Here is a 25,878-nt window from a genome sequence, read left to right on the forward strand (position 1 = left end):
AGCCGGCTATCGGCTGGGGAAGCTTGGTGTCGTCGGGCTTCGAGGTTGGGACTGCAAGGGGGACGGCCGTTAGGGTTGCCCGACTGACCAAGCTCAAATGGCTGACCGACCGGCTTCCCGTCCGGACGTTTCGTCGCTGCTTTCCCCTGTTCACTCCCTGATTGTAACCCGGTTAGCGGTATCAAAGAACCGCACTGAGCCTGCGCTCGATATCAGGAGAAGACAGAAGTATGCCGAGCTCGCAAAAATCCGCCAATTTTGTCATTTTACCTAAAAGAACACATGCCGTCCTATCGTTTTTTGACTACAAATCAGCCCACGATCACGACGAGGCCCCATGACCATCACCGAAACCGGCGAGCCGAGGCGGCCGAGCCGCGTCAGGGCGAAATGGGATTACGTAACCGATCCCGGCTTCCTGACCCTGCCGTATGTGCTGCTGCTGCATCAGGCAGACCTCAAAATCTCCAGCGAGCACCTCAACGTGCTCCTCAACATCATCGCGCACTGGCATTCGAACGGCCGGATGCCACGACCCCGTACCAGCACGATCGCGAGGCGCATGGGCATAAGCGAGCGGACCGTGCAGCGCGGTTTGTCCTGGCTCATCGAGAACAAGTTTATTGCCAAGGCACCTCGCCGCAGCCGCGACGATCTGCAGGAATACGATATGGCGCCGCTGGTAGAGAAGCTGAAGCCCTACGCGTGGGCACGCATCCAATACATCCAGGAAAAGGACTTCGAGCGCGTGCTGGACGACACAATCGAGGTTATGGCCAGAGACCGCAGACCGATTGCCCAGGAAATGTTCGGCGACGTGGCACGAAGGTTATCTGAAAACCAAATCTTGCCGGCCAAGCGAACCGAGGACGAACTATAGGAGTCAGCGTGCCCCATGAGTGACGAGCTGCCCGTACCGAAGAAGCCGGCTAAGCCGCCGCCGGTCGAGTGTGATCTCAGCCAGGTCATGTCGCACGGCCCTGCCTTGTCGCAGGCGCTTGGCCCCGGACGGGCGACGCTGGTGCTCCTGTTTGGTATCGCCAGAGCGCGGCGCGGGCCGATCGGCATCGTCGCTATCGTGGGAATCGCGGTTACTTTCATATATAATGTGTATTTGAGGTGACGGCGGCGGCCGACCTTTACACCCTTCCGTTGTGGTGCTGTCATGCTTGCCTTGCCAGCGGATTTCACTGAGCTGGTTCAGTTCGATGCGGATACCGGCGCGGTAACAAGCCGCGAGGGCAAGCGGCTTGAGTTCAAGGAAGGCTTCATCTCCGCTGACCTGTCGGACTACACCAAGGTGCTGGCCTCTTTCGCGAACGCCTTGGGCGGCGTGATCATCTTCGGCGTGAGCAACAAGCCACGCAACATCATCGGCGCGCAGGACATGACCGATGAGGCTAATTGGGCCAACCGGCTACGGGATGATTTCGATCCGGAGCTCCCCTTCACCATCCGCGAATACACGGTTGGCAAGGCTACCCTGTATGCGGTTGGCGTAAACCCCTGCCTCCACAAGCCGGTTATCTGCAAGCGCACTCGGTCGAAGGTGGCCGAAGACAAGAAAGCGGGCAAGAAGGACGTTGGCGTCATCCAGGAAGGCGCCATCTACTACCGCTATGCTGGCCAGACCCGCACCATCGGCTTTGCCGAACTGCACAACATGCTGGTCGAGCGCGAGACCCAATACCTGCGCAAGATGATGGAGACCCTGCAGGTCATCCAGAAGGTTGGGCTGGAAAACGCCGGCATCGTTGACATGTCGGCTCCGCATTCGCGCATCTTCATGTCGAAGGAGACTGCCAAGGGCCTCGCCTTTATCGACAAGGGCCAGATCGTACAGGAAGCGGGTGCGCCGGCTTACGTGGTCATGGGTAACGTTGACCTCCAGCAGGTCGTTCATGCCCCCCTTGAGGATGAAGACAAGAACATCCCGACCGAAGCGGCAAGGATGCTGTCGGCGGTGGTGAGGGATGTGTACGGCATTCCTCGGATTCACCCGCCCCAGGTGACGCTGCTGCTCCGCCACCTGAAGATCGACGGCGACAACGTCCACTGTGTCGTGGAGAAGAAAATGGGCCGCAAATACATCACTCGTGCTGGCCTGAAAGCGGTTGAGGATTTCATTCGTAAGAACCCCGGTGAGGCCATTCAGGTATTTGGCTCTCGCGCGAGCAAGAACGCCTACCTGCTCGGCAAGCTGAAGAGCATGCCGGCTCAAGACATATACATCCCGGACGAAGCCGTTGTGCTTGTGACGGAGCCCGCGGCCGAACCGACCGAAGCGTCCAAGTAACAGAAAAGCGCCCCAAGGTCGCACGGTCTTATCCCTGGCGTCTGGTAGACAGGCGAACCTCTTCAATCAGCGCAGCCAGTGCTCTAGCGGCATCGTGTGGCCAACGCGCCAGGCGATGAAGGCGGGGATCGCGTCGATATAGGTCTTGAATGCCGGGAAGTCGTGAACCGCGAGATCGAGGACGAGATAGGCCTTCATGGCGCGCTCCGTGCGAGGAGGCTGACCATACGATCGAGATCGAAGCGCCAACATGTCCGGTTGTCGGATCACCGCGCGATCCATCCGCACGTCATTCCGGGCATTCGCGGGCGAACCTGGCGCCTGTGAATGAGCCCGGCATCCATAACCACAGGCCGTCATTGTGAGGGAAGATCGTGGCTGACGGTCGTGGTCGTGGATTCCGGGGCTCGCGCTAGCGCGAGCCCCGGAACGACGGTGGAAAGAGATGGGCCGGCTCGCGTAGGGCGGATCAGCGCATCGTGATCCGCCGCGGGCCTGGCGATCCATGGGATGGCGGATGACGCTGATGTTCATCCGCCCTGTCAGGGAATCGCGGGCAATGCGAGGAGCGCGGCCGCGGCCCGCGGCTCACGTCGCCGCGCGATAGGCTTGCGGGATCACGAATACCTCGTCGGCGCGGCCATAGCCGCCGTCGGGCACCTCTTCGATCAGTACCATCGCGTGCGGACGCGCGGCTTCGCTGAAATAATCGACGAACATCGCGGTCACGCGATGCACGATCTCCTCCTTCTGCGCGCTGGTCAGCGCGGCCTGCGGCACCTTGATGTTGGCGAACGGCATGGGAGACTCCTCTGGTATTGGGCCGGCATCGGCCGGCGGGTGAAAACGGCGCGGCGTCAGATCACGCCGCCATTGACGCGCACGACCTGGCCGTTGACCCAGCCGGCCTCCGGGCTCGTCAGGAACGCCACCACGTCGGCGATCTCGCGCGGCTGTCCGAAGCGGCCGAACGGGTTCGCGGCCGCCATCGCGCGCAGTTGCTCGTCGGTCTTGCCGTTCAGGAACATTTCGGTCTCGGTCGGCCCCGGTGCCACCGCGTTGACCGTGATGCCGCGCGGCGCCAGCTCCTTGGCGAGCACATGGGTCATGGCTTCCACCGCGGCCTTGGTCGCGGCATAGGCGCCATAGCGCGGCTGATAGAGGCCGACCACGCTGGAGGAGAAATTGACGATGCGGCCGCCGTCGCGAAGCCGCCGCGCCGCCTCGCGCAGGGTGCGGAACACGCCTGCGACATTTACCTCGAACTGGCGCGCGACATCGGCGTCGCTCAGCTCCGCGAAGGCGCCGAGCGCCATGGTGCCGGCATTGTTGACCAGGATGTCGACGCCGCCGAAGGCCTGCTCGGCGGCATCGAACAGCGCCGCCGCGCTGGCGGGGGCGGCGACATCGGCCTGCACGGCAAGCGCGCGGCCGCCGGCCGCCCCGATCCGTTGCACCATGTGCGCCGCGGCCTGTTCGGCCCAGGCATAGTTGATGACGACGGCGACGCCATCAGCGGCGAGGCGTTCGGCGATGGCCGCGCCGATGCCGCGCGAGCCTCCGGTGACGATCGCGACCTGGGTTGACGTGTTGGGCATGGTCGGTCTCCCTCGTTTCAATGCGAGAGGACATAGCTGATCGCTCGGTCCGTATAATCGCCGGTAGCTTGACATCAGATGTCGGCCTGGGCGAACAATCGCCATGGATCGCCTGGACGCCATGCGTCTGTTCGTTCGCGTCGTCGAGCGCCGGAGCTTCACGGCCGCGGCGGCCGATCTCGGCCTGCCGCGCTCGACCGCGAGCGAGGTGCTGAAGGAGCTCGAAGCGCGGCTCGGCGTCCGGCTGATCGAGCGCACCACGCGCCACGTCACCCCAACGTTGGACGGCGAGGACTATTACCGGCGCTGGATCGGCATTCTCGCCGACATCGAGGAGGCCGAAAGCGCGCTGCGCGACGCGAGCCCGCGCGGCCTGCTGCGGATTGACGCCCACCCGCTGCTCACGCGGACCTTCCTGCTGCCGCACCTGCCGGCGCTTCTCGCCGCGCATCCGCAGCTCGACCTGCGCATCGGCCAGGGTGACCGCCTGGTCGATCTGGTGCGCGAGGGCGTCGATTGCGTCATCCGCTCCGGCGAGCCGGAGGCGAGCGGCATGGTCCAGCGCCGGCTCGGCACGATCGAGGAGATCACCGTCGCCAGTCCGGCCTATCTGCGGGCGCACGGCACGCCGGCGAGTCCCGACGATCTCGACGGCCATCGCATGGTCGGCTTCATCTCTTCGCGGACCGGCGAGGTGCTGCCGCTCGAATTCACCTGCGACGGCCGGCTGCGCCATGTGGTGCTGCCGAGCCGGGTCACGGTCAACAATTCCGACACGATGAGGGACCTCGCCCGGCTCGGCCTCGGACTGGTGCAGGCGCCGCGCTATCGCTTCGCGCCGGATCTGGCCGACGGCAGCCTGGTCGAGATTCTCAGCGACTGTCCGCCGTCGCCGACGCCGCTGCACGCGCTCTATCCGCAGAACCGGCAGATGACCTTGCGGCTGCGCGTGTTCCTCGACTGGATCGTCGGCATTCTCGGACGGGCCAAGCTGTAGGAGTCCCGTAGGGCGGCTCGCGTAGAGCGGATCAGCACAGCATGATCCGCCGCGCCTCCGCGTGCGCGGCGGAATGGCGGATGACGGCGACGCTCGTTCGCTTGCTGCTGTGCGATCTCACCGCGCGCAGCAGCCTCCACTCGCTGTCATTCCGGGGCAATCGTCAATGCGCAGCGCGAAGCGGCTGAGATTCCGGGTTCAAGGCCTGCGGCCTTGCCCCGGAATGACGATGGTTGTGGCGCAATAGGACCGATACGTCCCGCGATCCTTGCCGCGCGCAGCAGTTCCTACTTGCTCTTCTCGATCTTCGTCACGGTGTAGCCCGAGGAGTCCTCGACGGCCTCGAACTTCACTTTGTCGCCGACTTTGACCGTACCGAGCAGAGCGGGGTCCTTGACGCCATAGACCATGGTCATCGGCTCGGTCATGCCGAGGCTCTTGGCCGGGCCGTGCTTCAGCGTGACCTTGCCGGCGGCGGTGTCGATCTTCTTGACCTCCCCGCTGATCATGTCGGCGGCGAAGGCGGGGGCAACAAGCGCAAGGGCCAGCACGGCGGCGGTCGTGAGCTGAGGGAGTGTCTTCATGGTGTCGTTCCTTCTGCGAGATTGATCTCGATGGGTAGGGCGGATCAGCGAAGCGTGATCCGCCGCGTTTCTCATTCCCGTGGGCGGTCCGGGGCGGATTACGCTTCGCTAGTCCGCCCTACGAACTAGGCGTCACTTGACGGTGACGTGGCCGGTCATGCCGAACTCGCGGTGGTCGGGGATCAGGCAGGAATATTCGAACGTGCCGGGCCTGGTGAACCGCCACAGCAGCTCGGCGGTCTTGTTCGGCGCGAGCCGGGTGCCGTTGGGCTCGTCGTGCTCCATGTGCGGGTGCTTCTTCATGACCGCGGCGTGCTTCAGGTTCTCGGCCTTGGTGGCGAGCAGGAACTCGTGATCCTCCTTGCCGGTATTGCGCAGCACGAAGCGGATCTGCTCGCCGCGCTTCACCTCGATGCGCGCCGGCGTGAACTCCATCTCACTCAGCAGCACCTCGATGGTGCGCGACGGCTGCTTGGGATCGCCCGGCTCGCCCGCGGAATAGCCGCGCGATCCGTGCGCCTCATGGGCATCAGCCGGTGCGGCGATGATCATGGCGGTGGCCAGCGCCGCGCTGATCGCGATCGGAATCTTCATTCGTAGTCTCCAGTTCGTTGTGTGGCGTTTAGTGCATCTGTCGTCAGCGTTGTGTTCGGATTTGCGTCGCGGCACTCCCGGTTCGCTGCGGCGGCTCCGGCGCGCTCGCGACCTCATAGGCCACGGTGCCCTTGGGGAACTGATAAGGGCCGGGATCGCTGTAGTCGTCGCGGGCGAGGCCCTCGCGCACCTTCACGACCGTGAACATGCCGCCCATCTCGATCGGGCCGAACTGGCCGCTGCCGGTCATCATCGGCAGCGTGTTGTCGGGGGCCGGCATCTCCATGCTGCCCATCGCCATGCCGGTGTTGCCCATCACCATGCCGTCGGGCGCGAGCTTGCCGACCGCGGCGGCCAGCTCCTTGCGCGTCACGCCGATCAGGTTGCGCATGTCATGGCCCATCGCATTCATGGTGTGGTGCGACTTGTGGCAGTGGAACGCCCAGTCGCCGGGATTGTCGGCGGTGAAGTCGAGCACGCGCACCGCGCCGACCGGCACGTCGGTCGTCGTCTCAGGCAATTGCGCCGTTTCCGGAAGCCAGCCGCCGTCGGTGCCGATCACCTTGAACTTGTGACCGTGCAGATGGATCGGGTGGTTGGTCATGGTGAGATTGCCGATGCGGATGCGGACGCGATCGCCGAGTCGCACCGGCAGGGAATCGATGCCGGGAAACACCCGCGCATTCCAGGTCCACATATTGAAGTCGGTCATCTCGTTGACCTTCGGCAGATAGCTGCCGGGCTCGATGCGGTAGGTCGACATCACGAACACGAAGTCGCGGTCGACCGGCGGCGGCACATGGTCGCGCGGATGCACGACGATCATGCCCATCATGCCCATCGCCATCTGCACCATCTCGTCGGCGTGCGGGTGATACATGAAGGTGCCGGCATGCTTCATCTCGAACTCGTAGACGAAGGTCTTGCCGGGCTTGATGTGCGGCTGGGTCAGGCCGCCGACGCCGTCCATGCCGCAGGGCAGGATCACGCCGTGCCAGTGCACGGTGGTGTATTCCGGCAATTTATTGGAGACGAAGATGCGGAGCTTGTCGCCTTCGACGGCCTCGATGGTCGGACCCGGCGACTGGCCGTTGTAGCCCCACAGATGCGTGGTCATGCCGGGCGCGAACTCGCGCGTGACCGGCTCGGCGACGAGATGAAATTCCTTCCAGTCGCCGTTCATGCGGAACGGCAGCGACCAGCCGTTGAGCGTGACCACCGGCTGATAGTCCGGGCCTGCGGTCGGATGCAGCGGCGGCTGCATCACCGCCTTGTCCATGGTCGGCGCCTCAGGAATCGTGGCGGCCTGGACGCGGCCGGAGACGGCGGCGGCGCCGGCAAGAGCCGCGGAGCCGAGCAGTGTGCGGCGTGAAAACATGCATGCTCTCCTGTCAGTCATTGCCCGGCGCCAGCGCGCTCGCGGTCTGCTGTGTCGTGTCCTCGCCGCCGGTGCCGCCACCATTGACCGCGGCGGACAGCTCGGCGTCGGCGAGGAAGAAGTCCCTGACCGCATCGATAGCGGCCCGGCGCGACGCCAGCCGCTGCCGCGCCTCGAGCAGCAGGGCGAAGATGTCGACCTGCATGCTGGAGTACCGCAGTTGCATCTCCTCGCTGATGATCCGGCGCAGCGGCAGCACCTCGCGGGCGTAGTGGCCGGCGATGTCGAAGGCCGCGCGGTAGCTGCGATAGGCGTCGCGCGCCTCGGAACGGACAATGACGGCGCGTTCGGTGAGACGGTTGAAGGCGATGTTGTAGCTCTCCGCCGCCTGCCGCACCCGCACCTCGCCGCCGTCGAAGATCGGGATCTGGAACTGCACGTCGTAGCCGCGCTCGCGGATGACGCGGCCGTCCGGCTCGACGGTCTTGCGGTCGAGGCCGGCGAGGTCGAGCAGCGTGACGAAGCGCGTGGCGTCGGTGAGCTGCAGCGAGGCGGCGAGCGCCGTGAGCTCGAGGCGGGCGATCTGCAGATCGATGCGATGGCCGGCGGCATCGGCCTCGACGAAGGGCTGACTCAGCGGGCGGCGCGGCAGCGCGGGCAGCCGGTCGGGCAGGCGGAAAGCGAGATCGTCGCCCCACAGGCCCATCAGCCGAATCAGCCGCTCGCGCGCGCTTCCCGCCGCGCGGCGCGCGGTGGCGAGCTCGGCGGTGGTCTCGGCATAGAACACCTGCTCGCGCGCCTGATCGAGCCGGTTGAGCGCGCCGGTCTCGCCGAGCTTCGAGGCGAGCTTCGCGGTCGCCTCCGCGGCCGATTGCGCCTCGACCAGCAGCGCCACCAGCTCGTTGGCAGCGACGGCGCGCACATGCGCGCGGCGCACCTCCGCGGCGAGCCGCAGTGTCGCCAGCGCCGCCTTCAACTGGGCCTGGCGAAAGCGCTCGCGCGCGATCTCCGAGCGCAGCGGCAAGGTGGCGAGCGCCAGGATGTCGCCGGCGACCTGGCGCTCGGCCTCCAGCGCGCCGTCGCCGCTGATGCGCATCAGGGAGAAGGTCGGGTTCGGCGGCAGGCTGGCCTCGACCATGTCAGCCTCGCTGAGCGCGAGCGCGTTGTAGACGGCCTGCAGGCCCTTGTTGTTGAACAGAGCGACCTGCACGGCGGCATCGGCCGACAAGGGCCGGGCGAGCAGGCGGCGCGTCGCAGCGCGGACGCGCTCAGCGTCGTCATCGCCTCTCACGGAGGCGATCTCCTTGCCGGTGGTATGGCCGGTGATGTCCGCGACCGCGCCCATGCCGCCGTCCGGCGAGAACGAGGCACAGCCTGCGAGCGCAAGTGCTGCAGCGAGCGCCGCGAGCCTGATGATACCCTGCATGTGGCGCTCCCTAGCGGCTCGGCTCGGGGCGCGATGCGCCGGGGTCGGTGCGCTGGCCCCAGGCGGCCGGCGCGGCCGGTCGCAGCGGCGTGTAGGGTCCGACGACGCCCGACACGCGCACCGGCGCGACGCTCGCCGCCGGATCGGCCGGATCAGCCCCGGCCAATGCGATCGTGCGCGGCTGGCAGGCGGCGAGGCTCGTCGCGACAAGCAGTGTCAATGCGCTGGCGACGATGGAGAATGGCAGGATGCGCCGCGCCGGACATGCGGCAGCGGGCGTCGCCATGGATTGCGACAACATGAGGTATCCTTGGTCTGTCGATGAATCGCGAGCGGCCGCGCCACCTGGGCGCGAAGCCGGCGTTTTTCGCTCAGGCCAGGACGATGGGGGGGCGATACAGGCGCTGCGGCGTGCGACCGGGCAGGCCTTCGTCGCGCGGCGTCACGCTGGTGGCGGCGAGCGAGGCGGGGAGGGCGACCGCCGGCAGCGCGGCAGCCAGACCCACCGCGCACATCATGGCACAGCAGGGGCCTGGCATCTTGTCATGATCGTGGTGCGACGGCGCGGGAGCTGGAGTGTGCATCGCGACGTCGGCGACAGGGTGATCATGATGATGGGCGTGCGCCGCCATGGTCTGCGGCATCGCCGTCATGACCATCTCGTGGCGAGCCGCGTCATGAGGGGAGACCACAGCGGCAACGACGGGCTCGTCGAGACAGGGCGCGGCGTTGCCGAGCGCGAGCGCCACACCCGGGCTGACCACGCAGATGATGTAGGCCAGGACGAGCAACCGTCCTGCCACCAGCAGCATCTTCCGGGTCAGTCCCAATGACATCCGCGCAAATCTCTCCAATCGAGCGCAACCTAATGACAAAGTGTCGCGCCGCCAAGAGGGCCGAACCCTGACCGCACAGGTCCCTCCTGTTGCGCTGCTTCTGCATGCCCAATGCCGCAGCAATGTGGCTTGACCTGATGCGGTGCGGCAACGAAGTTGCAGGAATCGTGCACGGACCCCAGACAAGATTCGAGGAAGCGCCTCACTTCATTCCGGACTCGCGCCAGGCTTGGGCGCGGCTGGCGCTTGCGCTCGTCATCGGCTCCATCGGCGGCGCCGGGATGTGGACGGTGGTGGTCGTGCTGCCGGTCGTGCAGGCCGAGTTCGCCGCCAGCCGGGGCGCGGTCTCGCTGGCCTATACGCTGACGATGTTCGGCTTCGGCCTCGGCGGCGTCATCGTCGGCCGCATCACCGACCGCTTCGGCATCGTCACCGCGATGGCGCTCAGCATCGCGACGACCGCCGCGGCCTATCTGCTCGCCGGTGCGTCGGTGACGCTGTGGCAGTTTCAGGCGGTGTATTTCCTGATCGGGCTCGGCTCGTCCGTCACATTCGCGCCGCTGATGGCGGAGGCGTCGCACTGGTTCGTGCGCTATCGCGGCCTCGCCGTCACCATCGTCGCCTCCGGCAACTACGTCGCCGGCACGGTGTGGCCGCCGCTGGTGAATTGGGGCGTGCAGCAGATCGGCTGGCGCGCCAGCCATGTCGCGCTCGGCGTCTTCTGCGCGGTGACGATGAGCGCGCTGCTGCTGGTGCTGCGCGCCCGCATGGACGGTGCCGGCGCGCAGAACCATGCCGGCGCGGCGCCGCCGCAACTGGAGCTGCCGATCTCCACCAATGCGCTGACTGTGCTGCTCAGCATCGCCGCGATCGCCTGCTGCGTGGCGATGGCGATGCCGCAGGTGCACATCGTCGCCTATTGCGGCGATCTCGGCTACGGCGTCGCCGTCGGCGCGCAGATGCTGTCCCTGATGATGGCGCTCGGCATCGTCAGCCGGATCGGCTCCGGCTTTCTCGCCGATCGCATCGGCGGCATGCGCACGCTCCTGATCGGCTCGCTGGCGCAGGGTTTTGCGCTTCTGTTCTATCTGTTCTTCGACGGCCTGACGTCGCTCTATCTGATCTCGGGCATGTTCGGCCTGTTCCAGGGCGGCATCGTGCCGAGCTATGCGATCATCGTGCGCGAGGCGATGCCGGCGCGCGAGGCCGCCACGCGGGTCGGCATCATCATCTTCGCCTCGGTGTTCGGCATGTCGTTCGGCGGCTGGGTCTCGGGCGTCATCTTCGACGCCACGGGGTCCTATTCAGCGGCCTTCGCCAACGGCATCGCGTGGAATGGCCTGAACCTGGCGATCGTCGTGACGCTGCTGATCCTGGCGCGGCGGCAACACCGGCTGGCGGTCTGAACGCAACGCGTTGCACGAGAGCCACAGCCGGAGTCCGATATCCGGTTTATATGCACGTCGTCATACAAAATCCCGGCGGCTGCCGCAAATCCATCGAATCACCTCCCGCAACTATCGACCTCGATCGGAGCCGATCGTGGCCGTTTGGCCTCGGGCGCGCTCCGCATCGCGAGGTTGGTTGTCGCGAGGTCTCAGCCGAGGCCGCGGTCGCCCGTCGCATGCCTGACGCAGGCAGGCCTCGAGGTGAATGCTCCGGACCGGTCGAGAACGCTGCGGCGGCATCGCGATGGTGCAGGAGGCCGTTGCGCTATGTCCATCGTCTCGAAGGCAGCTTCGCAAGTCGCGCTCGCCGCGCTCGCAGCCGGACTCATGATGAGCCAGGTGTCCGCGCAGGCGTGGCCGCAGCTCCAACAACAACCGCCGCAGCCGCCGCGCCCGGCAGCGACCCGCTCCATCATCGTGCCGGTGGCGCCGGCCGCCCGGCCGAACGGCGCGCCCGTGATTCCGGCGCCGCCACGTCCCGCCGGCCTGCCGGCGTCGCTGTCGCCCGCGCCCGGCAGCGGGCCGGACGTGTGGCGGCTGCCCAACCCGACCGACGTCAACGACGGCACCGTCACCATCATCACGGCGCCGGCCGGCGGCGCCACCTCCGTGTTCGGCTCGGACATGGCGCGCGTCCTCGACGACCAGACCAACGTCCGCGTTCTGCCGGTGCTCGGCAAAGGACCGGTGCGCAACGTCTCCGATATTCTATTCCTGAAGAGCATCGACATGGGCGCGGTCGCCGCCGACGTGCCCGAATTCTACCGCCTGCAATACGGCATCCCCGACATCACCTCGCAGCTCCGCTACATCGCGCGGCTCTATCACAACGAGATCCATGTCATCGCGCGGTCCTCGATCCGCTCGATCTTCGATCTGAACGGCAAGCGCATCATCGCGCCGACCGATGTCGGCTTCTATTCCGCGCGCGTGATCTTCCACCGTCTCGGCCTCACGGCGTCGTTCGACTACGCGACCGACGACGCCAAATCGATCCAGAAGCTGATCGATGGCGACGCCGACGCCTACATCGTCTCCACCGGCAAGGTGTTCCAGCTCGCCCGCAACATCAGGAACGACAACCGCGCGCTGCACCTTGTGACGATCCCCTACGACCGCCGGCTGCAGGACCTCTATCTGCCGACGACATTGTCCTCCGAGGAATATCCGAACCTGCTCAACCCCGGCGAGACGATCGAGACGGTGGCGATCGGCATGCTGCTCGTCAGCTACAATTGGCCGGAGCATACCGAGCGCTACCGCAAGGTGGCGCGCTTCGTCGACGCGTTCTTCGCCAACTACGACGAGTTCATGAAGCCGCCGCGGCATCCGAAATGGCGGGAGTCGAGCATCGTCGCCGCCATCCCGAACTGGAAGCGGTTCAAGGCCGCGGAAGACTGGCTGCTGGCGCACAACATGGTGCCGCGGCCGCAGGTCGCCGACGTGCAGCAGACCCAGTTCGAAAGCTTCGTGCGCCAGAGCGGCGGACAGCTGTCGAACGATCCAACCGAGCGCAGTGCCCTGTTCCGCCAGTTCCTGCAATGGCGCCAGCAGCATGGCGGGCCGCCGACGCCGTCGCGCTGAGCTGTCAGCTCGCCGTTGTCTACTTCGCGAGCTCTTTCGAGCGCGCCGTGGCCGCGGCGACCGCCTTGGTCAGCAGCGGCTGGAATCCGTCGGCTGCCATCAGCACCGACAGCGCCGCGGCGGTGGTGCCGCCGGGCGAGGTGACGTTCTGGCGCAGCGTGGCGGACGGCAGGTCCGACTGGCGCAGCAGCTCGCCGGCGCCCGACACGGTGTGGCGCGCGAGCGTCGTCGCCAGGGACTCGGGCAGGCCGGCGGCGACGCCGGCGCGGGCGAGCTCCTCGGCGAGCAGGAACACATAGGCGGGACCCGAGCCGGACACGGCGGTCACCGCGTCCATCAGCGCCTCCTCGTCGACCCATTCCACCGCGCCGGTGGCGCGCAACAGCGCGTCCGTCAGCAGGCGCTGCGCGGCGCTGACGTTGCCGGCCGGCACCGCCACGGTGATGCCGCGGCCGATCGCGGCCGGCGTGTTCGGCATTGCGCGCACGACCGCGCCGCCGATCGTCTGTTGCAGGCCGGCGATCGTGATGCCCGCCATGATCGACAGCACCAGCGTCGCGTCGCTGACCCACGGCTTCAAGGCGGGGCCCGCGTCGGGAAACATCTGCGGTTTGACGGCGACGATGACGACCTCGGCCGGCGCGGCCGTCGTCGGATTGAGGCGGACGCCCCGGGCCTTCAGCGCCGTGATCTCGGCCGACGGCATCGGCTCGATCACGACCACGCGCGCGGGATCAAGGCCGCCGGCCAGCCACCCGGTCAGCATCGCGCCGCCCATCTTGCCGGCGCCGGCCAGTACGATGGTGCCGGTGGTGTGTTGGAGGTCGGAAAGAGACGTCATGGAGCCACTACCCGTCATGGCCGGGCTTGACCCGGCCATCCATCGACTGAAAGGAGCGGCTTTTAGATGTGAGATGGATGCGCGGGTCAAGCCCGCGCATGACGAGGGGAGGCGCTTACGCTTCGCCTTCCGTATCGAACAGCGCCGCGGCCATGGCCTCCTGGGTCGACTTGCCGGCCCAGACCACGAACTGGAAGGCCGGGAAATAGCGCTCGCAGGCGTGGATGGCGCCGGCCAGCATGCTCTCGCATTGCAGTCCCGACGCGGTGATGCCGCCCGGCAGCACCAGGGCCTGACGGTGCATCACCATGCCGGTGTGGGTCCAGATGTCGAAATGGCCGAGCCAGAGCTGCTCGTTGATCGCTGCGATCAGCCGCTGCACCTCGGCGCGGCGGGCCTCGGGAATCTTCATGTCGAAGGCACAGGCCAGATGCAGCGCCTCGATCTCCGCCATCCACGTGAAGGAGAGCTGGTAGTCGGTCCACTGGCCCTTGGAGGCGATCGTGATCTCGTCCTCGCCGGAGCGCTCGAACATCCAGTTGTTGTCGGCCGCAATGGTCTCGACCACGCTCAGCGGATGATCGGCGGAATCGATAGTGCTTTCGAGCAGGGACATGCCGTCTCGACCTCGTCTTCTTGATCTCGTTGGTACATACGCGGCGACCCGGCCCACGCCCTCGCGGCGCTTCGAGACCCGGCTTGCAGTCCCGGAGGTAACCCGGGCGTGCGAGGACAAACTGATGTGATTTGCGGAATCTGCGCAACGGGGGGGCGAGTCCGTCCACAGCCAAACACCGCTTCGTCCACAACTCCTGTCCGGCCTGTGGAATCATCGCCGAATGAGAACAAAACGGAATCGGATTCGCCGCAGCCGCTCCGTCCGGGCCGATCCGGCCGTGGGAACGGCCGCGGGCGACTGCATGGCCGCCCGTCGCGGACTGCGGGCGTGAGGCCTTGCCGCAGCCGCCGGCCGCCTGCATAGTTCGTTCAGGCCGTCCATCCCGGGCGGCCGATGTTCTCAGGGCGGGGCGAAATTCCCCACCGGCGGTAAGCGTTCCCGGTCGAGCGCGAGCCCGCGAGCGCCTTGTCGGCAAGGCTCGGTCTGGAGAATTCTGTTCTCCGGAACGCGCCGCGCAGAGAAGGGTCAGCAGATTCGGTGCGATTCCGAAGCCGACGGTCACAGTCCGGATGAAAGAGAACGGGTCCCGGCACCCCGCGCATGTCAGCGTGGGGGCGTCGTCGTTCCGTATGCCCTGATTCTGGTCTCTGACGAGGATAACCATGAATCAGATGTTGCAAGACGCGCCTACCGATACTCCCACCGACACCCTCACCGCAGCCACGTCGCCGCCGGCGGACATGTCGGCCGCGTCACCGCCCGACGAGTCGCCACCGGCGCCGTCGCATCCGCGCTTCAGCAAGCCGCAGCGCATAGCCTTCGTGCAATCGGCCTGGCATCGCGACGTCGTCGCCGAATGCCGGGTGGCGTTCCTCGACGAGATCGAAGCACGGAATATCCCGCGCGACCGCGTCGACATCTTCGAGGTGCCGGGCTCGTTCGAGATCCCGCTGCATGCGCAGTTGCTGGCGAAGACGCGGCGCTACACCGCGATCGTCGCGGCCGGTCTCGTCGTCGACGGCGGCATCTACCGCCACGAGTTCGTCGCCGACACCGTCATCAAGGCGCTGATGGACGTGCAATTGCGCACCGAGGTGCCGGTGTTCTCCGCGGTGCTGACGCCGCAGCAATTCCACGAGACGCAGGCGCATTTCGAGTTCTTCCGCAAGCACTTTGCGACCAAGGGCATCGAGGTGGCGACCGCCTGTGCCGAGACCTTGCTGAGCCTGGAGCGGCTGCGCGGCCAGGTCGCGGCGGGGATCATCTGAGGCTGACGACGTGTGGCCGGTTGACGCCGGCCACACCTGATTCGACGTTCGAACTCAGCTCTCACCGCGACGGCAGTCGGCTCCCCTCCCCGCAAGGGGGAGGGGGCCCACCGCCGTTGCGGTAAGAGTCCCGCATCTCACTGTCGCGGAAGGGTCGCTAGGCGCTCAGCGCTCACGCAACCCCAGCGACATCACGCCCCCTCCCGCTCCCCGCCTTGTGTTGTCAATTTCCTCGCCGCACCTGTAAAACATCCGCGGGAGGAGGCTGGCCCGTGGCGACGGGCGGCCGGCAAGGATGATCGAAGGATACGATCCTTATCTCGTCGCGCTCTCGGTCGTGATCGCGAGCCTGGGTGGCTATACCGGTTTCAGTCTCACCGCGCGCATCCGCAGCGGGCCGGGAGAGAACGCGCGCGTGCTGCTGTCCGGCGCCGCCGGCATTCTGGCCGTGGGCATCTGGACCATGCATTTCGTGGGCATGATGGCGGCGCCGCTGCCGGCCGATGCCGTCTATCTGGTGCTGCCGACCATCATCTCGTTCCTGATCTGCGCGCTCGTGATCGGCATCTCGCTGTTCTTCGTCAGCATCGGCGATCCCTCGCCCCGGCGCGTCGTTCCTTCCGCGCTGCTGCTCGGCGCCGGCATCGCCAGCATGCATTATGTCGGCATGCACGGCCTGTCCGGCTCGTTCGGGCTGACGCATGATCCGGCGCTGGTGGCGCTGTCGGTGGCGATTGCGATCGGCGCCGCCTATGGCGGCCTGCGCATCTTCCTGGCGCGGCAGGACGGCCTGCGGCTCGCCATCAGTGCGGTTGCGTTCGGCATCGCCGTGTCCGGCATGCATTACACGGCGATGCTGGGAATGCATGTCGTGCCGATGGGCGAGGGACATCATCACGCCGCACCAGGACTTGCTGCGTCGCCGCAAGCGCTCGCGATCGTCGTCGCCGTGCTGTGCTTCGTCATCGCCGCCGGATTTTTGCTGTCGCTGGTGCCGGACCCGCGCCGTCAATCGCAGCCCATGCCGGCCGTTGCCGAGGCTGCGCCGCAATTGGCGCCGGAACCGGCCGCGCCGGCGGCCGAGTCCGTGGTCGAGGTCGCCGCCATGAGCCGGGCAACGGCGGCGCCGCTGGGGGGCATCGGCCAGCCGCCACGCGCGACCGCGGCGCGATTGCCGCTGGAGGGCGCCAACGGCACCCATTTCATCGACGCCGGGGACGTGCGCAGCGTGCGCGCCGATGCGCACTACACCCGGATCCACGACGGCACCCGCGAGCGGATGTGCCCCTGGTCGATCTCCGAGGCTGAGGCGCAGCTCGATCCCGGCCGCTTCATCCGCGTGCACCGCAGCCACATCGTCGCGATCGAGCATGTGATCTACGTCGGCCGGGAAGGCGAGGGCGCGATCATCGAGCTCGATGGCCCCTCGAAGCCGCGCGTGCCGGTGAGCCGCGCCAAGGTCGCCGAGGTCAAGGCGCGGCTCGGGCTGCGGCGGCCGGCCTGAGCTCAGCGTTCATTTCGCTGCCGCAACAGAGCGCCGCCATTCTCCGCAACGCATCCAACACCGCGCGCGCGTCTTGCGCGGCCGCGCATGCCGTCACTCGCGCGATTGGGTCGCGCTCGCTGACGCAATTCGTGCGCGACCAGCCGCATTTCGTGCGATTTCGCCGCTCTCCGTGCCGGCTTCGTTGCGCGGCCGGCTGTCACGATCGACGCTCCGCGCCAATCCGCGATGCGTCCGCGTTCGCACTTCGCTCTCGCAGCACGAACGCCCGCCGCAACAACGCGACGGCCTTGCCGGCAAGGCAGGCCAGCACAGGAGAGGACACGTCATGATTCCTGGCCCGTTCGACTATCACCGGCCGGCGAGCGTCGGCGATGCGATCAAGCTGCTCGCCGACCTCGGCGACGATGCGCGCCCCCTCGCGGGCGGCCACAGCCTGCTGCCAATGATGAAGCTGCGGCTGGCGACGCCAGCGCATCTGATCGATCTGCACGGCATCGCCGGCCTCAAGGGCATCCGCCGCGAGGGCGAACGCATCGTCATCGGCGCGATGACCACGCAGGCCGAGCTGCTGGCGTCGGCCGATATCGGCGCGGCGCTGCCGATCCTGCACGAGACCGCGCTGTTGATCGCCGATCCGCAGGTGCGCTACCGCGGCACGCTCGGCGGCAACGTCGCCAATGGTGATCCCGGCAACGACATGCCGGCTCTGATGCTGGCGCTGGACGCGACCTACCGGCTCGAAGGTCCGAACGGCGCCCGCGAGGTCGCCGCGCGCGAGTTTTACCAGGGCGCCTATTTCACCGCGCTCGAGCCCGGCGAGATCCTGACTGGTGTGAGCATTCCCGTTCCACCCGCGGGACACGGCTATGCCTATGATAAGCTGAAGCGCAAGGTCGGCGACTACGCGACCGCCGCGGCGGCCGTCGTGTTGACCATGGCCGGCGGCAAGGTGGCGAGCTGCGTGATCGCGCTCACCAATCTGCACGAGACGCCGCTGCTCGCGACCGCCGCGGCGAACGCCGTGATCGGCACGGCGCTCGACGATGCCGCGCTAAAGGCCGCCGCGACGGCGGCGCGCGCGATCATGCAGCCGGCGTCCGATGCGCGCGGCCCGGCCGAGTACCGCAAGCATGTCGGTGGCATCATGGTGATGCGCGCCCTGCAGCGCGCGGCGAGCCGGGCGAAGTAGCCGCGTTTGCTGACGCCGCGGCCCCGCACGCGGTGCAACCTCGCCATGCGGCGAGCTCTCTCATCTCCCTCCCCCCTTGTGGGGGAGGGGCGGGGAGGGGGGTAGCCCCAGGCGAGACTGCCGCCGTGGACCCCCACCCGCAGCCGAAGCTTTGCTTCGGCGTTCTTCAAAAAAGCCGGCCGCGAATGCGGCCGGTTGCCCTCCCCGCAAGGGGGAGGGGAGCGCACTGACACCGCGGCTGGTAGCTGAGCAAAAGTTCGAAGACGTCTTCAGGGAGCACCGAATGCCCAAAACCCACGTCACGATGAAGGTGAACGGCAGCGAGGTCGAAGGCCTCGCCGAGCCGCGCACCTTGCTGGTCCATTTCCTGCGCGAGCAGGCGCAGCTCACCGGCACGCATATCGGCTGCGAGACCAGCCATTGCGGCGCCTGCACTGTTGATATCGACGGCATGAGCGTGAAGAGCTGCACCATGCTCGCGGTGCAGGCCAATGGCGCCGAGATCACCACGATCGAGGGCATGGCCAATGCCGACGGCACCTTGTCGCCGCTGCAGGAAGGCTTCCGCATGATGCACGGACTGCAATGCGGCTTCTGCACGCCCGGCATGATTTTGCGCGCGCATCGGCTGTTGAAGGAGAATCCGCAGCCGACGGAAGCCGAGATCCGCGCCGGCATCTCCGGCAACATCTGCCGCTGCACCGGCTATCAGAACATCGTCAAGGCGATCCAATACGCCGCCGCCAAGATCAACGGCGTGGAATTCCAGGAGGCCGCGGAATGAACGACATGACTCCCACGCGGGAACAACGCGAAGCCGCCCTCGAAGGCATGGGCTGCCGGCGCAAGCGCGTCGAGGACATTCGCTTCACGCAAGGCAAGGGCAACTACGTCGATGACGTCAAGCTGCCTGGCATGCTGCACGGCGACTTCGTGCGCTCGCCGCATGCGCATGCGCGGGTGAAGGCGATCCACACCGAGGAGGCGCTGAAGGTGCCGGGCGTGCTGGCGGTCATCACCGCCGAGACGCTGAAGACGGTCAACCTCGCCTGGATGCCGACCTTGGCCGGCGACGTGCAGATGGTGCTCGCCGACGGCAAGGTGCTGTTCCAGAACCAGGAGGTCGCGTTCGTCGTCGCGACCGACCGCTACGCCGCCGATGACGGCGTCTCCAAGGTGGTCGTCGAGTACGAGCCGCTGCCGGTGCTGGTCGATCCGTTCAAGGCCATGGACCCGGACGCTCCCGTTTTGCGCGAGGACCTCGCCGGCAAGACCTCTGGCGCACACGGCCCGCGCAAGCATCACAATCACATCTTCGAATGGAGCGTCGGTGACAAGGAGCTGACCGAGGCGGCGTTCAAGAAGGCGGATGTGACGATCAAGGAGATGATCTCCTATCACCGCACCCATCCGTCGCCGCTCGAGACATGCCAGTGCGTCTGCTCGTTCGACAAGATCAAGGGCGAGCTGACGATCTGGGGCACGTTCCAGGCGCCGCATGTCATCCGAACCGTGGTGTCGCTGATCGCGAAACTCCCCGAGCAGAAGATCCACGTCATCGCGCCCGACATCGGCGGCGGCTTCGGCAACAAGGTCGGCGCCTATCCCGGCTACATCTGCGCCGCCGTCGCCTCCATCGTGACGGGCAAGCCGGTGAAATGGGTCGAGGACCGCATCGAGAATCTGACCGCCACCGCGTTCGCGCGCGACTATCACATGACCACGGAGATCGCGGCGACCAAGGACGGCAAGGTCACCGGCCTGCGCGTCCATGTGCTTGCCGACCACGGTGGCTTCGACGCCTGCGCCGACCCGTCGAAATGGCCGGCCGGCTTCTTCAACATCGTCACCGGCTCCTACGACTTCCCGGTCGCGCATCTCGCGGTCGATGGCGTCTACACCAACAAGGCACCGGGCGGCGTCGCCTATCGCTGCTCGTTCCGCGTCACCGAGGCGGCCTATTGCATCGAGCGCGGCATAGACATTCTCGCGCAGAAGCTCGGCATGGACCCGGCCGAGCTGCGGCTGAAGAATTTCGTCAAGCCGGAGCAGTTTCCCTATCACTCGGCGCTCGGCTGGGAATACGATTCCGGCGACTATCACACCGCCATGCGTAAGATGATGGAGAGCGTGGACTACGCGGGGCTGCGCAAGGAGCAGGCCGAGAAGCGCGCCGCGTTTAAGCGCGGCGAGACCCGCGAGATCATGGGCATCGGCGTCTCCTTCTTCACCGAGATCGTCGGCGCCGGTCCGTCGAAAAATTGCGACATCCTGGGCATCGCGATGTTCGACTCCTGCGAGATCCGCCTGCACCCGACCGGAGCCGGCATCGCGCGGATGGGCACCAAGAGCCAGGGCCAAGGCCACGAGACCACCTGGGCACAGATCATCGCCAGCGAGATCGGCATACCCGCCGATAACATCATGGTCGAGGAGGGCAACACCGACACCGCGCCTTACGGCCTGGGCACCTACGGCTCGCGCTCGACGCCGGTGGCAGGTGCGGCCATCGCGATGGCCGCGCGCAAGATCAAGGCGAAGGCGCAGATGATCGCGGCCTACAAGCTCGAGGTCCACGAGGACGATCTCGAATGGGACATCGACGGCTTCCGGGTCAAGGGCCTGCCGGAGAAGGCGATGTCGATGAAGGACATCTGCTGGGCGGCCTACAACTCCGTGCCGCCGGGCATGGAGCCGGGGCTGGAGGCCGTCAGCTACTATGATCCGCCCAACATGACCTATCCGTTCGGCGCCTATCTCTGCGTGATGGACATCGATGTGGATACCGGCGTGTACAAGGTCCGGCGCTTCTATGCGCTGGACGATTGCGGCACCCGCATCAACCCGATGATCATCGAGGGCCAGGTGCATGGCGGCCTCACCGAAGCCTTCGCCATCGCGATGGGGCAGGAGATCCGCTACGATGCCGAGGGCAATGTCGTGACCGGTTCGTTCATGGACTTCTTCATGCCGACCGCGGTCGAGACGCCGCATTGGGAGACCGACTTCACGGTCACGCCCTCGCCGCATCATCCGATCGGCGCCAAGGGCGTCGGCGAAAGCCCCAATGTCGGCGGCGTGCCGGCGTTCTCCAACGCCGTGAACGACGCGTTCTCGTTCCTCGGCGCGACGCACATCCAGATGCCCCACGACTTCTGGCGCAACTGGCAGGCGGCGAAGAATTTGGGCGCGGTTGCATAGACGAAGTCCAAGAGCACCTTCGTCATTGCGAGGCGCGAAGCGACGAAGCAATCCAGAGTCCCGTCCATCACCCTGGATTGCCTCGCTCCGCTCGCAATGACGCCGAGAGAGACGGCGCTGTAACCGCATCGCCGGTGCGCTCCCCTCCCCCTTGCGGGGAGGGGTCGGGGGTGGGGTCTCCGGCGGCAGTCTCGCGCGGGGCACCCCCCTCCCTAACCCTCCCCCACAAGGGGGGAGGGAACACACCGACTTCGCGGCGAGATCGAGAAACAAACCGGTATGAAAACCCGCGACGACATCGCCCGATCTCTCGCCGCCTGCGGCTATATCGCCGACGGCGAGCTGGCGACCGCGATCGCGCTGATGCAGCTGTTGAAGCGGCCGCTGCTGCTGGAGGGGGAAGCCGGCGTTGGCAAGACCGAGGTCGCCAAGGCGCTCGCCTGCGTGCACGGCACCGAGCTGATCCGTCTGCAATGCTATGAAGGCCTCGACCAGAGCTCCGCGCTCTACGAGTGGAACTACCAGCGCCAGCTGCTGGCGATCGAGGCGCATCGCGGCCAGCCGGACACCATCGAGGATCAGATCTTCTCCGAGAAATATCTGCTCGAGCGGCCGCTGCTGGCGGCGATCCGCCGCGCCATGCCGCCGGTGCTGCTGATCGACGAGATCGATCGCGCCGACGACGAGTTCGAGGCGTTCCTGCTGGAGCTGCTGTCCGACTTCCAGGTCTCGATCCCCGAGCTCGGCACCATCAAGGCGATCAGCATTCCGCATGTGGTGCTGACCTCGAACGGAACCCGTGAGCTATCGGATGCGCTGCGCCGGCGCTGCCTCTACCACTACGTCGACTATCCCGATGTCGACCGCGAGGCGCGCATCATCCTGACGCGGATCGACGGTGCCTCCGCCTCGCTCGCCTTGCAGATCGCGCGCATGGTCGAATCCCTGCGCAAGGAGGAACTGCGCAAGGTGCCCGGCGTCGCCGAGACGCTGGACTGGGCGGCGGCCCTGGTCGGGCTCGACGTACGCGATCTCAAGGACCAGCCGGAGATGGTGCATGACACCTTGATGTGCCTGCTCAAGACGCATGAGGACCGCGCGCGCATCACCCGCGAGGTCGCGGCGCGGCTGTTGGGGAAGGTCGCATGAGCTGCTGTGGCGCCACACCCGACCACGAGGACATGGACGCGGTGGCGCGGCTCGTCGCGGGCCGTCTCGGTGCGTTTCTCAAGACGCTGCGCGACAACGGCTTTGCGGTCGGCCTGGCGGAAGGGCAGGACGCGGCGGCAGTGATGAGTGCGGGCTATGCCGATAAGCCCGGCCTGCTGCGCTCCGCGTTCAAGCATCTGTTTTCGGCACGCAAGAGCGAGTGGGATCGCTTCGACGGCCTGTTCGACGCCTTCTGGCTCGGCAGGCGCGTGCGCTCGCGGTCGCTGGTCTCCGGCTCGACGGCGAGAGCGAACAGCCCGTCCCTGAAGAGTCTGCAGGATGCGAATGCCGCTCAGCCGGAGCCTCACGGCGCGACCGATCAGATTCCCTCTGACGAAACCTCGCGCGACGCGGGCGGCGAGGGCGTGCGCGAAGGCGCCTCGCGCGTCGCCGCCATCAGCGATACCGACTTCCGCAAGCTCGCCGATCCCGACCAGGTCGCGCTGGCGCATGAGGCAGCGGCGCGGCTCGCCAAGGCGATGCGGACGAGATTGACCCGGCGTGATCAGCAGCGGAAGTCGGGCGAGCGGCTCGACCTGCGCCGCACCATCCACCGCAATATCAGCCATGGCGGCGTGCCGATTGCGCTGGTGCACCGGCGACGCAAGCACAAGCCGTTGCGGCTGGTGGTGCTGCTGGACGCCTCCGGCTCGATGAGCCCCTACACCGCGGTGTTTCTGCGCTTCATCCACGGCGTGCTCGACGCCTTTCGCGAGGCCGAGGCCTTCCTGTTTCACACGAGGCTCGCCTACGTCTCCGACGCCATGAAGGAGAAGGACGCCGCGCGGGCGCTCGACCGTCTCTCGATGATGGCGCAGGGCGCCGGCGGCGGCACGCGCATCGGCGAGAGCCTGGCGACGTTCAACCGCTGGCACGCGCCGCGCGTCATCCATTCGCGGACCTGCGTGATGATCGTCTCCGACGGCTACGACACCGGTGATCCCGCCTTGCTCGGCCGTGAGATGGCACAGTTGAGCCGCCGCTGCCGCCGCATCGTCTGGCTCAATCCGATGCTCGGCTGGGACGGCTACGCGCCGGACGCACGCGGCATCAAGGCCGCGCTGCCGTTCGTCGATCTCTACGCGGCCGCGCATACGCTGAATTCGCTGGCCGCACTGGAGCCGTATCTGGCGAGGTTGTGAGGATGGCGAATAGCCTGATCGATCTGACCATAAGGCACTCTGCTACGGCATCGGCAGTGCGCTCCCTCCCCCCTTGTGGGGGAGGGCTGGGGAGGGGGTACCCCGACATCGGTGCAAGACGCCCCCTCCCTAGCCCTCCCCCACAAGGGGGGAGGGAACATACCTTCTCTGTCGAAGCAGTGTGCTTCCGACAGTCCGCAGAGGAGGCAATCATGACGGCAACTGTCGAACTGCTCGATCTCGCCGCGCAGCTCAAGGCCGCCGAGGAGAGCTTCGTGCTCGCCACTGTCGTCCGCACGGTGTCGGTGACCGCCGCGAAGGCCGGCGCCAAGGCGATCATCCGCCCCGACGGCAGCATCGTCGCGGGCTGGATCGGCGGCGGCTGCGCCCGCGGCGCGGTGCTGAAGGCGGCGCGTGAGGCGCTCGCCGACGGCATCCCTCGCATGGTCTCGGTGCAGCCTGAGAACCTGCTCGCCGAGCTCGGCGTCAAGCCGGGCGAAACCAAGGAAGGCGTGCGCTTCGCCGCCAACATGTGCCCGAGCAAGGGCACCATGGATATCTTCGTCGAGCCGGTGCTTCCGCATCCCGCGCTGGTCATTCTCGGCGCGAGCCCGGTCGCGGTCGCGCTCGCCGCGCAGGCCCGGCCGCTCGGCTATCACGTGACGCTGGCGGCGCCGGCGTCCGATCTCGTCACGACACCGCAGGCCGATGTGCTGATCGATGGCTTCGCGCTAGGCCAACCGGCCGGGAGCAGCCGCTTCGTGGTCGTGTCGACGCAAGGCAAGGGCGACGAGGCGGCGTTGCGCGCCGCGCTCGCCTGCGATGCGGCCTACCACGCCTTCGTCGGCAGCCGCCGCAAGATGGACAGCCTGCGCGACAAGCTGATCAAGGACGGCATCGACGCCGCGCTGCTCGACGAGGTCAAGGCGCCGGCCGGCCTCGATCTCGGCGCCATCACGCCGGAGGAGATCGCGATGTCGATCCTGGCCGAGATCACGCAGGTGCGCCGGCGCGGCCAGCGCGGCTGAATTCCGTCATGGCGCGAGCGGCAGGTCGAACGAGACCCTGAGCCCATCCGGCGCGAAGTCGCGCGTGACCTCGCCCTTCAGCGCGGCGCCGAGAATGCGCTCGAACAGCAGCGAGCCGAAGCCGTTGCTCGCAGGTGGGGAGACCTGCGGCCCGCCGTTCTCCTCCCAGGACAGCTTGAGCCGTCCGTCGGCATGGGTCCAGCTCAGCGTCACCTGTCCTGCATCGTTCGACAGCGCGCCGTATTTCACCGCGTTGGTGACGAGCTCGTGCAGCCCCATCGACAGATACAGCGCGACGCCCGGCGCAAGCGGCACGGCCGGGCCGTCGACCGCGACACGGTCGCCTTGCAGCGGCGCCAGCTCGGCGCAGACCAGCTCATCGAGCGCGATCGCCTCCCGGCCGCGATCCAGCGCCAGCGCGTGGCTGCGCGTCAGCGCGGCAATGCGGCCGCGCAGCACCTCGCCGAACTCGGCCAGCGCCGAATCGGCGCGGATGCTGAGCGCGATCACGCTGTCGACCAACGCCAGCGTGTTCTTGACACGGTGATTGAGCTCATGGACGAGCACGCGATGATGCTGCTCGACCGTGCGCCGCCGCGCATTCTCGGTGCGCAGCGCGATCTCGTCCATCACGATCTCGCTGAGCTCGGTGAGCTGGGCGATGTCGTCGTCGCTCCACGGCCGCGGCTCGTGATCGATGGCGCAGAGCGCGCCGATCACCTCGCCGCTCGGCAGCCGCAGGGGGACGCCGAGATAGGCGATCACGCCGAGAACCGGCACCGCGAGATTGTCCCTCACCAGCGGATGCTCGTTGGCGTCGCTGATCACCAGCGGCTGCGCCGAGGTCACGACGTGCTGGCAGAAGGAGTGGCTGAGCGGCGTCTCGCGCAGCGACGCCCACGGCTCGCACAGGCCGACCGAGCTCTTGAAGAACTGCCGGTCGCGATCCACCAGCGCGATGATCGCCGCCGGGGCCTGCAGCAGCCGCGAGGTCAAACGGGTGACGCGATCGAAGCCCGGCTCCGGCGGCGAGTCGAGCAGCTCGGTCTGCAACAGGGCAGTCAATCGGTCTGGCGCGGAGGCGTCGCGATCGGACGTCATGAAGCTTTCGTCGGTCTGGCGTTCAGCCGGTG

The 25,878-nt window shown here is 67.0% G+C and carries 26 protein-coding genes and 1 riboswitch; of the genes, 14 read left to right on the forward strand and 12 right to left on the reverse strand.

Annotation, left to right across the window (positions count from 1 at the left end):
- The first annotated feature begins 337 nt into the window (after positions 1-337).
- The 3 genes from QX010_RS03010 to QX010_RS03020 are packed head-to-tail and all read left to right on the forward strand — an operon-like array spanning position 338 to position 2,296.
- Positions 338-880, forward strand: coding sequence for a helix-turn-helix domain-containing protein (locus tag QX010_RS03010; protein WP_316177516.1), 543 nt, complete (start codon positions 338-340; stop codon positions 878-880).
- Positions 881-895: 15 nt separating this feature from the next.
- Positions 896-1,123: a hypothetical protein gene (locus QX010_RS03015; protein WP_316177517.1), complete on the forward strand. Its 228-nt coding sequence runs from the start codon at positions 896-898 to the stop codon at positions 1,121-1,123.
- 42 nt (positions 1,124-1,165) lie between these two features.
- Positions 1,166-2,296 (forward strand): ATP-binding protein, encoded by a 1,131-nt coding sequence (locus QX010_RS03020; protein ID WP_316177519.1) that lies wholly within the window; start codon positions 1,166-1,168, stop codon positions 2,294-2,296.
- 66 nt (positions 2,297-2,362) lie between these two features.
- On the opposite strand, the gene QX010_RS03025 is transcribed toward QX010_RS03020, so the two are convergent.
- The 3 genes from QX010_RS03025 to QX010_RS03035 all read right to left on the reverse strand — a co-directional run bounded on the left by QX010_RS03025 (position 2,363) and on the right by QX010_RS03035 (position 3,894).
- Positions 2,363-2,494, reverse strand: a complete 132-nt coding sequence (locus tag QX010_RS03025) for a hypothetical protein (protein ID WP_316177520.1) — start codon at positions 2,492-2,494, stop codon at positions 2,363-2,365.
- Between the two features lie 390 nt (positions 2,495-2,884).
- Positions 2,885-3,097 carry a 4-oxalocrotonate tautomerase family protein gene (locus QX010_RS03030; RefSeq protein WP_316177521.1) on the reverse strand — a complete coding sequence of 71 codons (213 nt, stop codon included), beginning with the start codon at positions 3,095-3,097 and terminating at the stop codon, positions 2,885-2,887.
- A 56-nt stretch (positions 3,098-3,153) separates the two neighbouring features.
- Positions 3,154-3,894 (reverse strand): glucose 1-dehydrogenase, encoded by a 741-nt coding sequence (locus QX010_RS03035; protein ID WP_316177522.1) that lies wholly within the window; start codon positions 3,892-3,894, stop codon positions 3,154-3,156.
- A gap of 103 nt (positions 3,895-3,997) precedes the next feature.
- Between QX010_RS03035 and QX010_RS03040 the strand changes: the two genes are divergently transcribed.
- A complete protein-coding gene (locus tag QX010_RS03040) occupies positions 3,998-4,891 on the forward strand; it encodes a LysR family transcriptional regulator (RefSeq protein WP_316177523.1) in 894 nt (297 codons plus the stop codon).
- A 287-nt stretch (positions 4,892-5,178) separates the two neighbouring features.
- Here the strand turns inward: QX010_RS03040 and QX010_RS03045 are convergent, their stop codons facing one another.
- The 6 genes from QX010_RS03045 to QX010_RS03070 form a co-directional block, all read right to left on the reverse strand.
- A complete protein-coding gene (locus QX010_RS03045) occupies positions 5,179-5,475 on the reverse strand; it encodes a copper-binding protein (RefSeq protein WP_315803248.1) in 297 nt (98 codons plus the stop codon).
- Between the two features lie 132 nt (positions 5,476-5,607).
- A complete protein-coding gene (locus tag QX010_RS03050) occupies positions 5,608-6,069 on the reverse strand; it encodes a cupredoxin family protein (protein ID WP_316177525.1) in 462 nt (153 codons plus the stop codon).
- A 43-nt stretch (positions 6,070-6,112) separates the two neighbouring features.
- Positions 6,113-7,447 (reverse strand): copper oxidase, encoded by a 1,335-nt coding sequence (locus QX010_RS03055; RefSeq protein ID WP_316177526.1) that lies wholly within the window; start codon positions 7,445-7,447, stop codon positions 6,113-6,115.
- A 13-nt stretch (positions 7,448-7,460) separates the two neighbouring features.
- Positions 7,461-8,873: a TolC family protein gene (locus tag QX010_RS03060; protein WP_316177527.1), complete on the reverse strand. Its 1,413-nt coding sequence runs from the start codon at positions 8,871-8,873 to the stop codon at positions 7,461-7,463.
- Between the two features lie 10 nt (positions 8,874-8,883).
- Positions 8,884-9,174 carry a hypothetical protein gene (locus tag QX010_RS03065; RefSeq protein WP_316177528.1) on the reverse strand — a complete coding sequence of 97 codons (291 nt, stop codon included), beginning with the start codon at positions 9,172-9,174 and terminating at the stop codon, positions 8,884-8,886.
- A 70-nt stretch (positions 9,175-9,244) separates the two neighbouring features.
- The gene (locus tag QX010_RS03070) at positions 9,245-9,685 is read right to left on the reverse strand and encodes a hypothetical protein (protein ID WP_316177529.1); all 441 of its coding nucleotides are present in this window, start codon (positions 9,683-9,685) and stop codon (positions 9,245-9,247) included.
- Positions 9,686-9,876: 191 nt separating this feature from the next.
- Here QX010_RS03070 and QX010_RS03075 point away from each other — a divergent pair, with 191 nt between their 5' ends.
- Both QX010_RS03075 and QX010_RS03080 read left to right on the forward strand, forming a co-directional pair.
- Positions 9,877-11,115: an MFS transporter gene (locus tag QX010_RS03075; protein ID WP_316177531.1), complete on the forward strand. Its 1,239-nt coding sequence runs from the start codon at positions 9,877-9,879 to the stop codon at positions 11,113-11,115.
- 309 nt (positions 11,116-11,424) lie between these two features.
- Positions 11,425-12,741 (forward strand): TAXI family TRAP transporter solute-binding subunit, encoded by a 1,317-nt coding sequence (locus tag QX010_RS03080; RefSeq protein WP_315803255.1) that lies wholly within the window; start codon positions 11,425-11,427, stop codon positions 12,739-12,741.
- A gap of 19 nt (positions 12,742-12,760) precedes the next feature.
- Here QX010_RS03080 and proC read toward each other — a convergent pair whose 3' ends face one another.
- Positions 12,761-13,582, reverse strand: a complete 822-nt coding sequence (gene proC, locus QX010_RS03085) for a pyrroline-5-carboxylate reductase (protein WP_316177533.1) — start codon at positions 13,580-13,582, stop codon at positions 12,761-12,763.
- 115 nt (positions 13,583-13,697) lie between these two features.
- Positions 13,698-14,198, reverse strand: a complete 501-nt coding sequence (locus QX010_RS03090; protein ID WP_315714059.1) for a YbjN domain-containing protein — start codon at positions 14,196-14,198, stop codon at positions 13,698-13,700.
- Positions 14,199-14,592: 394 nt separating this feature from the next.
- Positions 14,593-14,786: riboswitch (FMN riboswitch) on the forward strand.
- Positions 14,787-14,863: 77 nt separating this feature from the next.
- Between QX010_RS03090 and QX010_RS03095 the strand changes: the two genes are divergently transcribed.
- The 8 genes from QX010_RS03095 (at position 14,864) to QX010_RS03130 (ending at position 24,745) form a co-directional block, all read left to right on the forward strand.
- Entirely contained in the window at positions 14,864-15,469 is a 606-nt protein-coding gene (locus QX010_RS03095; protein WP_316177535.1) for a 6,7-dimethyl-8-ribityllumazine synthase, read from the forward strand.
- A gap of 295 nt (positions 15,470-15,764) precedes the next feature.
- A complete protein-coding gene (locus QX010_RS03100) occupies positions 15,765-16,973 on the forward strand; it encodes an MHYT domain-containing protein (RefSeq protein ID WP_316177536.1) in 1,209 nt (402 codons plus the stop codon).
- A 328-nt stretch (positions 16,974-17,301) separates the two neighbouring features.
- On the forward strand, positions 17,302-18,165 hold the full coding sequence (locus QX010_RS03105; RefSeq protein WP_316177538.1) for a xanthine dehydrogenase family protein subunit M: 864 nt from the start codon (positions 17,302-17,304) through the stop codon (positions 18,163-18,165).
- 283 nt (positions 18,166-18,448) lie between these two features.
- A complete protein-coding gene (locus QX010_RS03110) occupies positions 18,449-18,949 on the forward strand; it encodes a (2Fe-2S)-binding protein (RefSeq protein ID WP_008961550.1) in 501 nt (166 codons plus the stop codon).
- A complete protein-coding gene (locus QX010_RS03115; RefSeq protein WP_316177539.1) occupies positions 18,946-21,366 on the forward strand; it encodes an aerobic carbon-monoxide dehydrogenase large subunit in 2,421 nt (806 codons plus the stop codon). The genes QX010_RS03110 and QX010_RS03115 overlap by 4 nt, the downstream gene beginning before the upstream one ends.
- A gap of 279 nt (positions 21,367-21,645) precedes the next feature.
- Positions 21,646-22,515: a MoxR family ATPase gene (locus QX010_RS03120; protein ID WP_315803261.1), complete on the forward strand. Its 870-nt coding sequence runs from the start codon at positions 21,646-21,648 to the stop codon at positions 22,513-22,515.
- Complete coding sequence (locus QX010_RS03125; RefSeq protein ID WP_316177542.1) at positions 22,512-23,717, forward strand: VWA domain-containing protein; 1,206 nt, start codon at positions 22,512-22,514, stop codon at positions 23,715-23,717. Before QX010_RS03120 ends, QX010_RS03125 begins: the two co-directional genes overlap by 4 nt.
- 212 nt (positions 23,718-23,929) lie before the next feature.
- Entirely contained in the window at positions 23,930-24,745 is an 816-nt protein-coding gene (locus QX010_RS03130) for an XdhC/CoxI family protein (RefSeq protein ID WP_315803263.1), read from the forward strand.
- Between the two features lie 6 nt (positions 24,746-24,751).
- Here QX010_RS03130 and QX010_RS03135 read toward each other — a convergent pair whose 3' ends face one another.
- Positions 24,752-25,846, reverse strand: a complete 1,095-nt coding sequence (locus QX010_RS03135) for an HWE histidine kinase domain-containing protein (protein WP_316177544.1) — start codon at positions 25,844-25,846, stop codon at positions 24,752-24,754.
- Positions 25,847-25,878: the final 32 nt, after the last annotated feature.

Origin of the sequence: Bradyrhizobium sp. SZCCHNRI1009 (genome assembly GCF_032487575.1) — a bacterium.
Classification (GTDB): domain Bacteria; phylum Pseudomonadota; class Alphaproteobacteria; order Rhizobiales; family Xanthobacteraceae; genus Bradyrhizobium.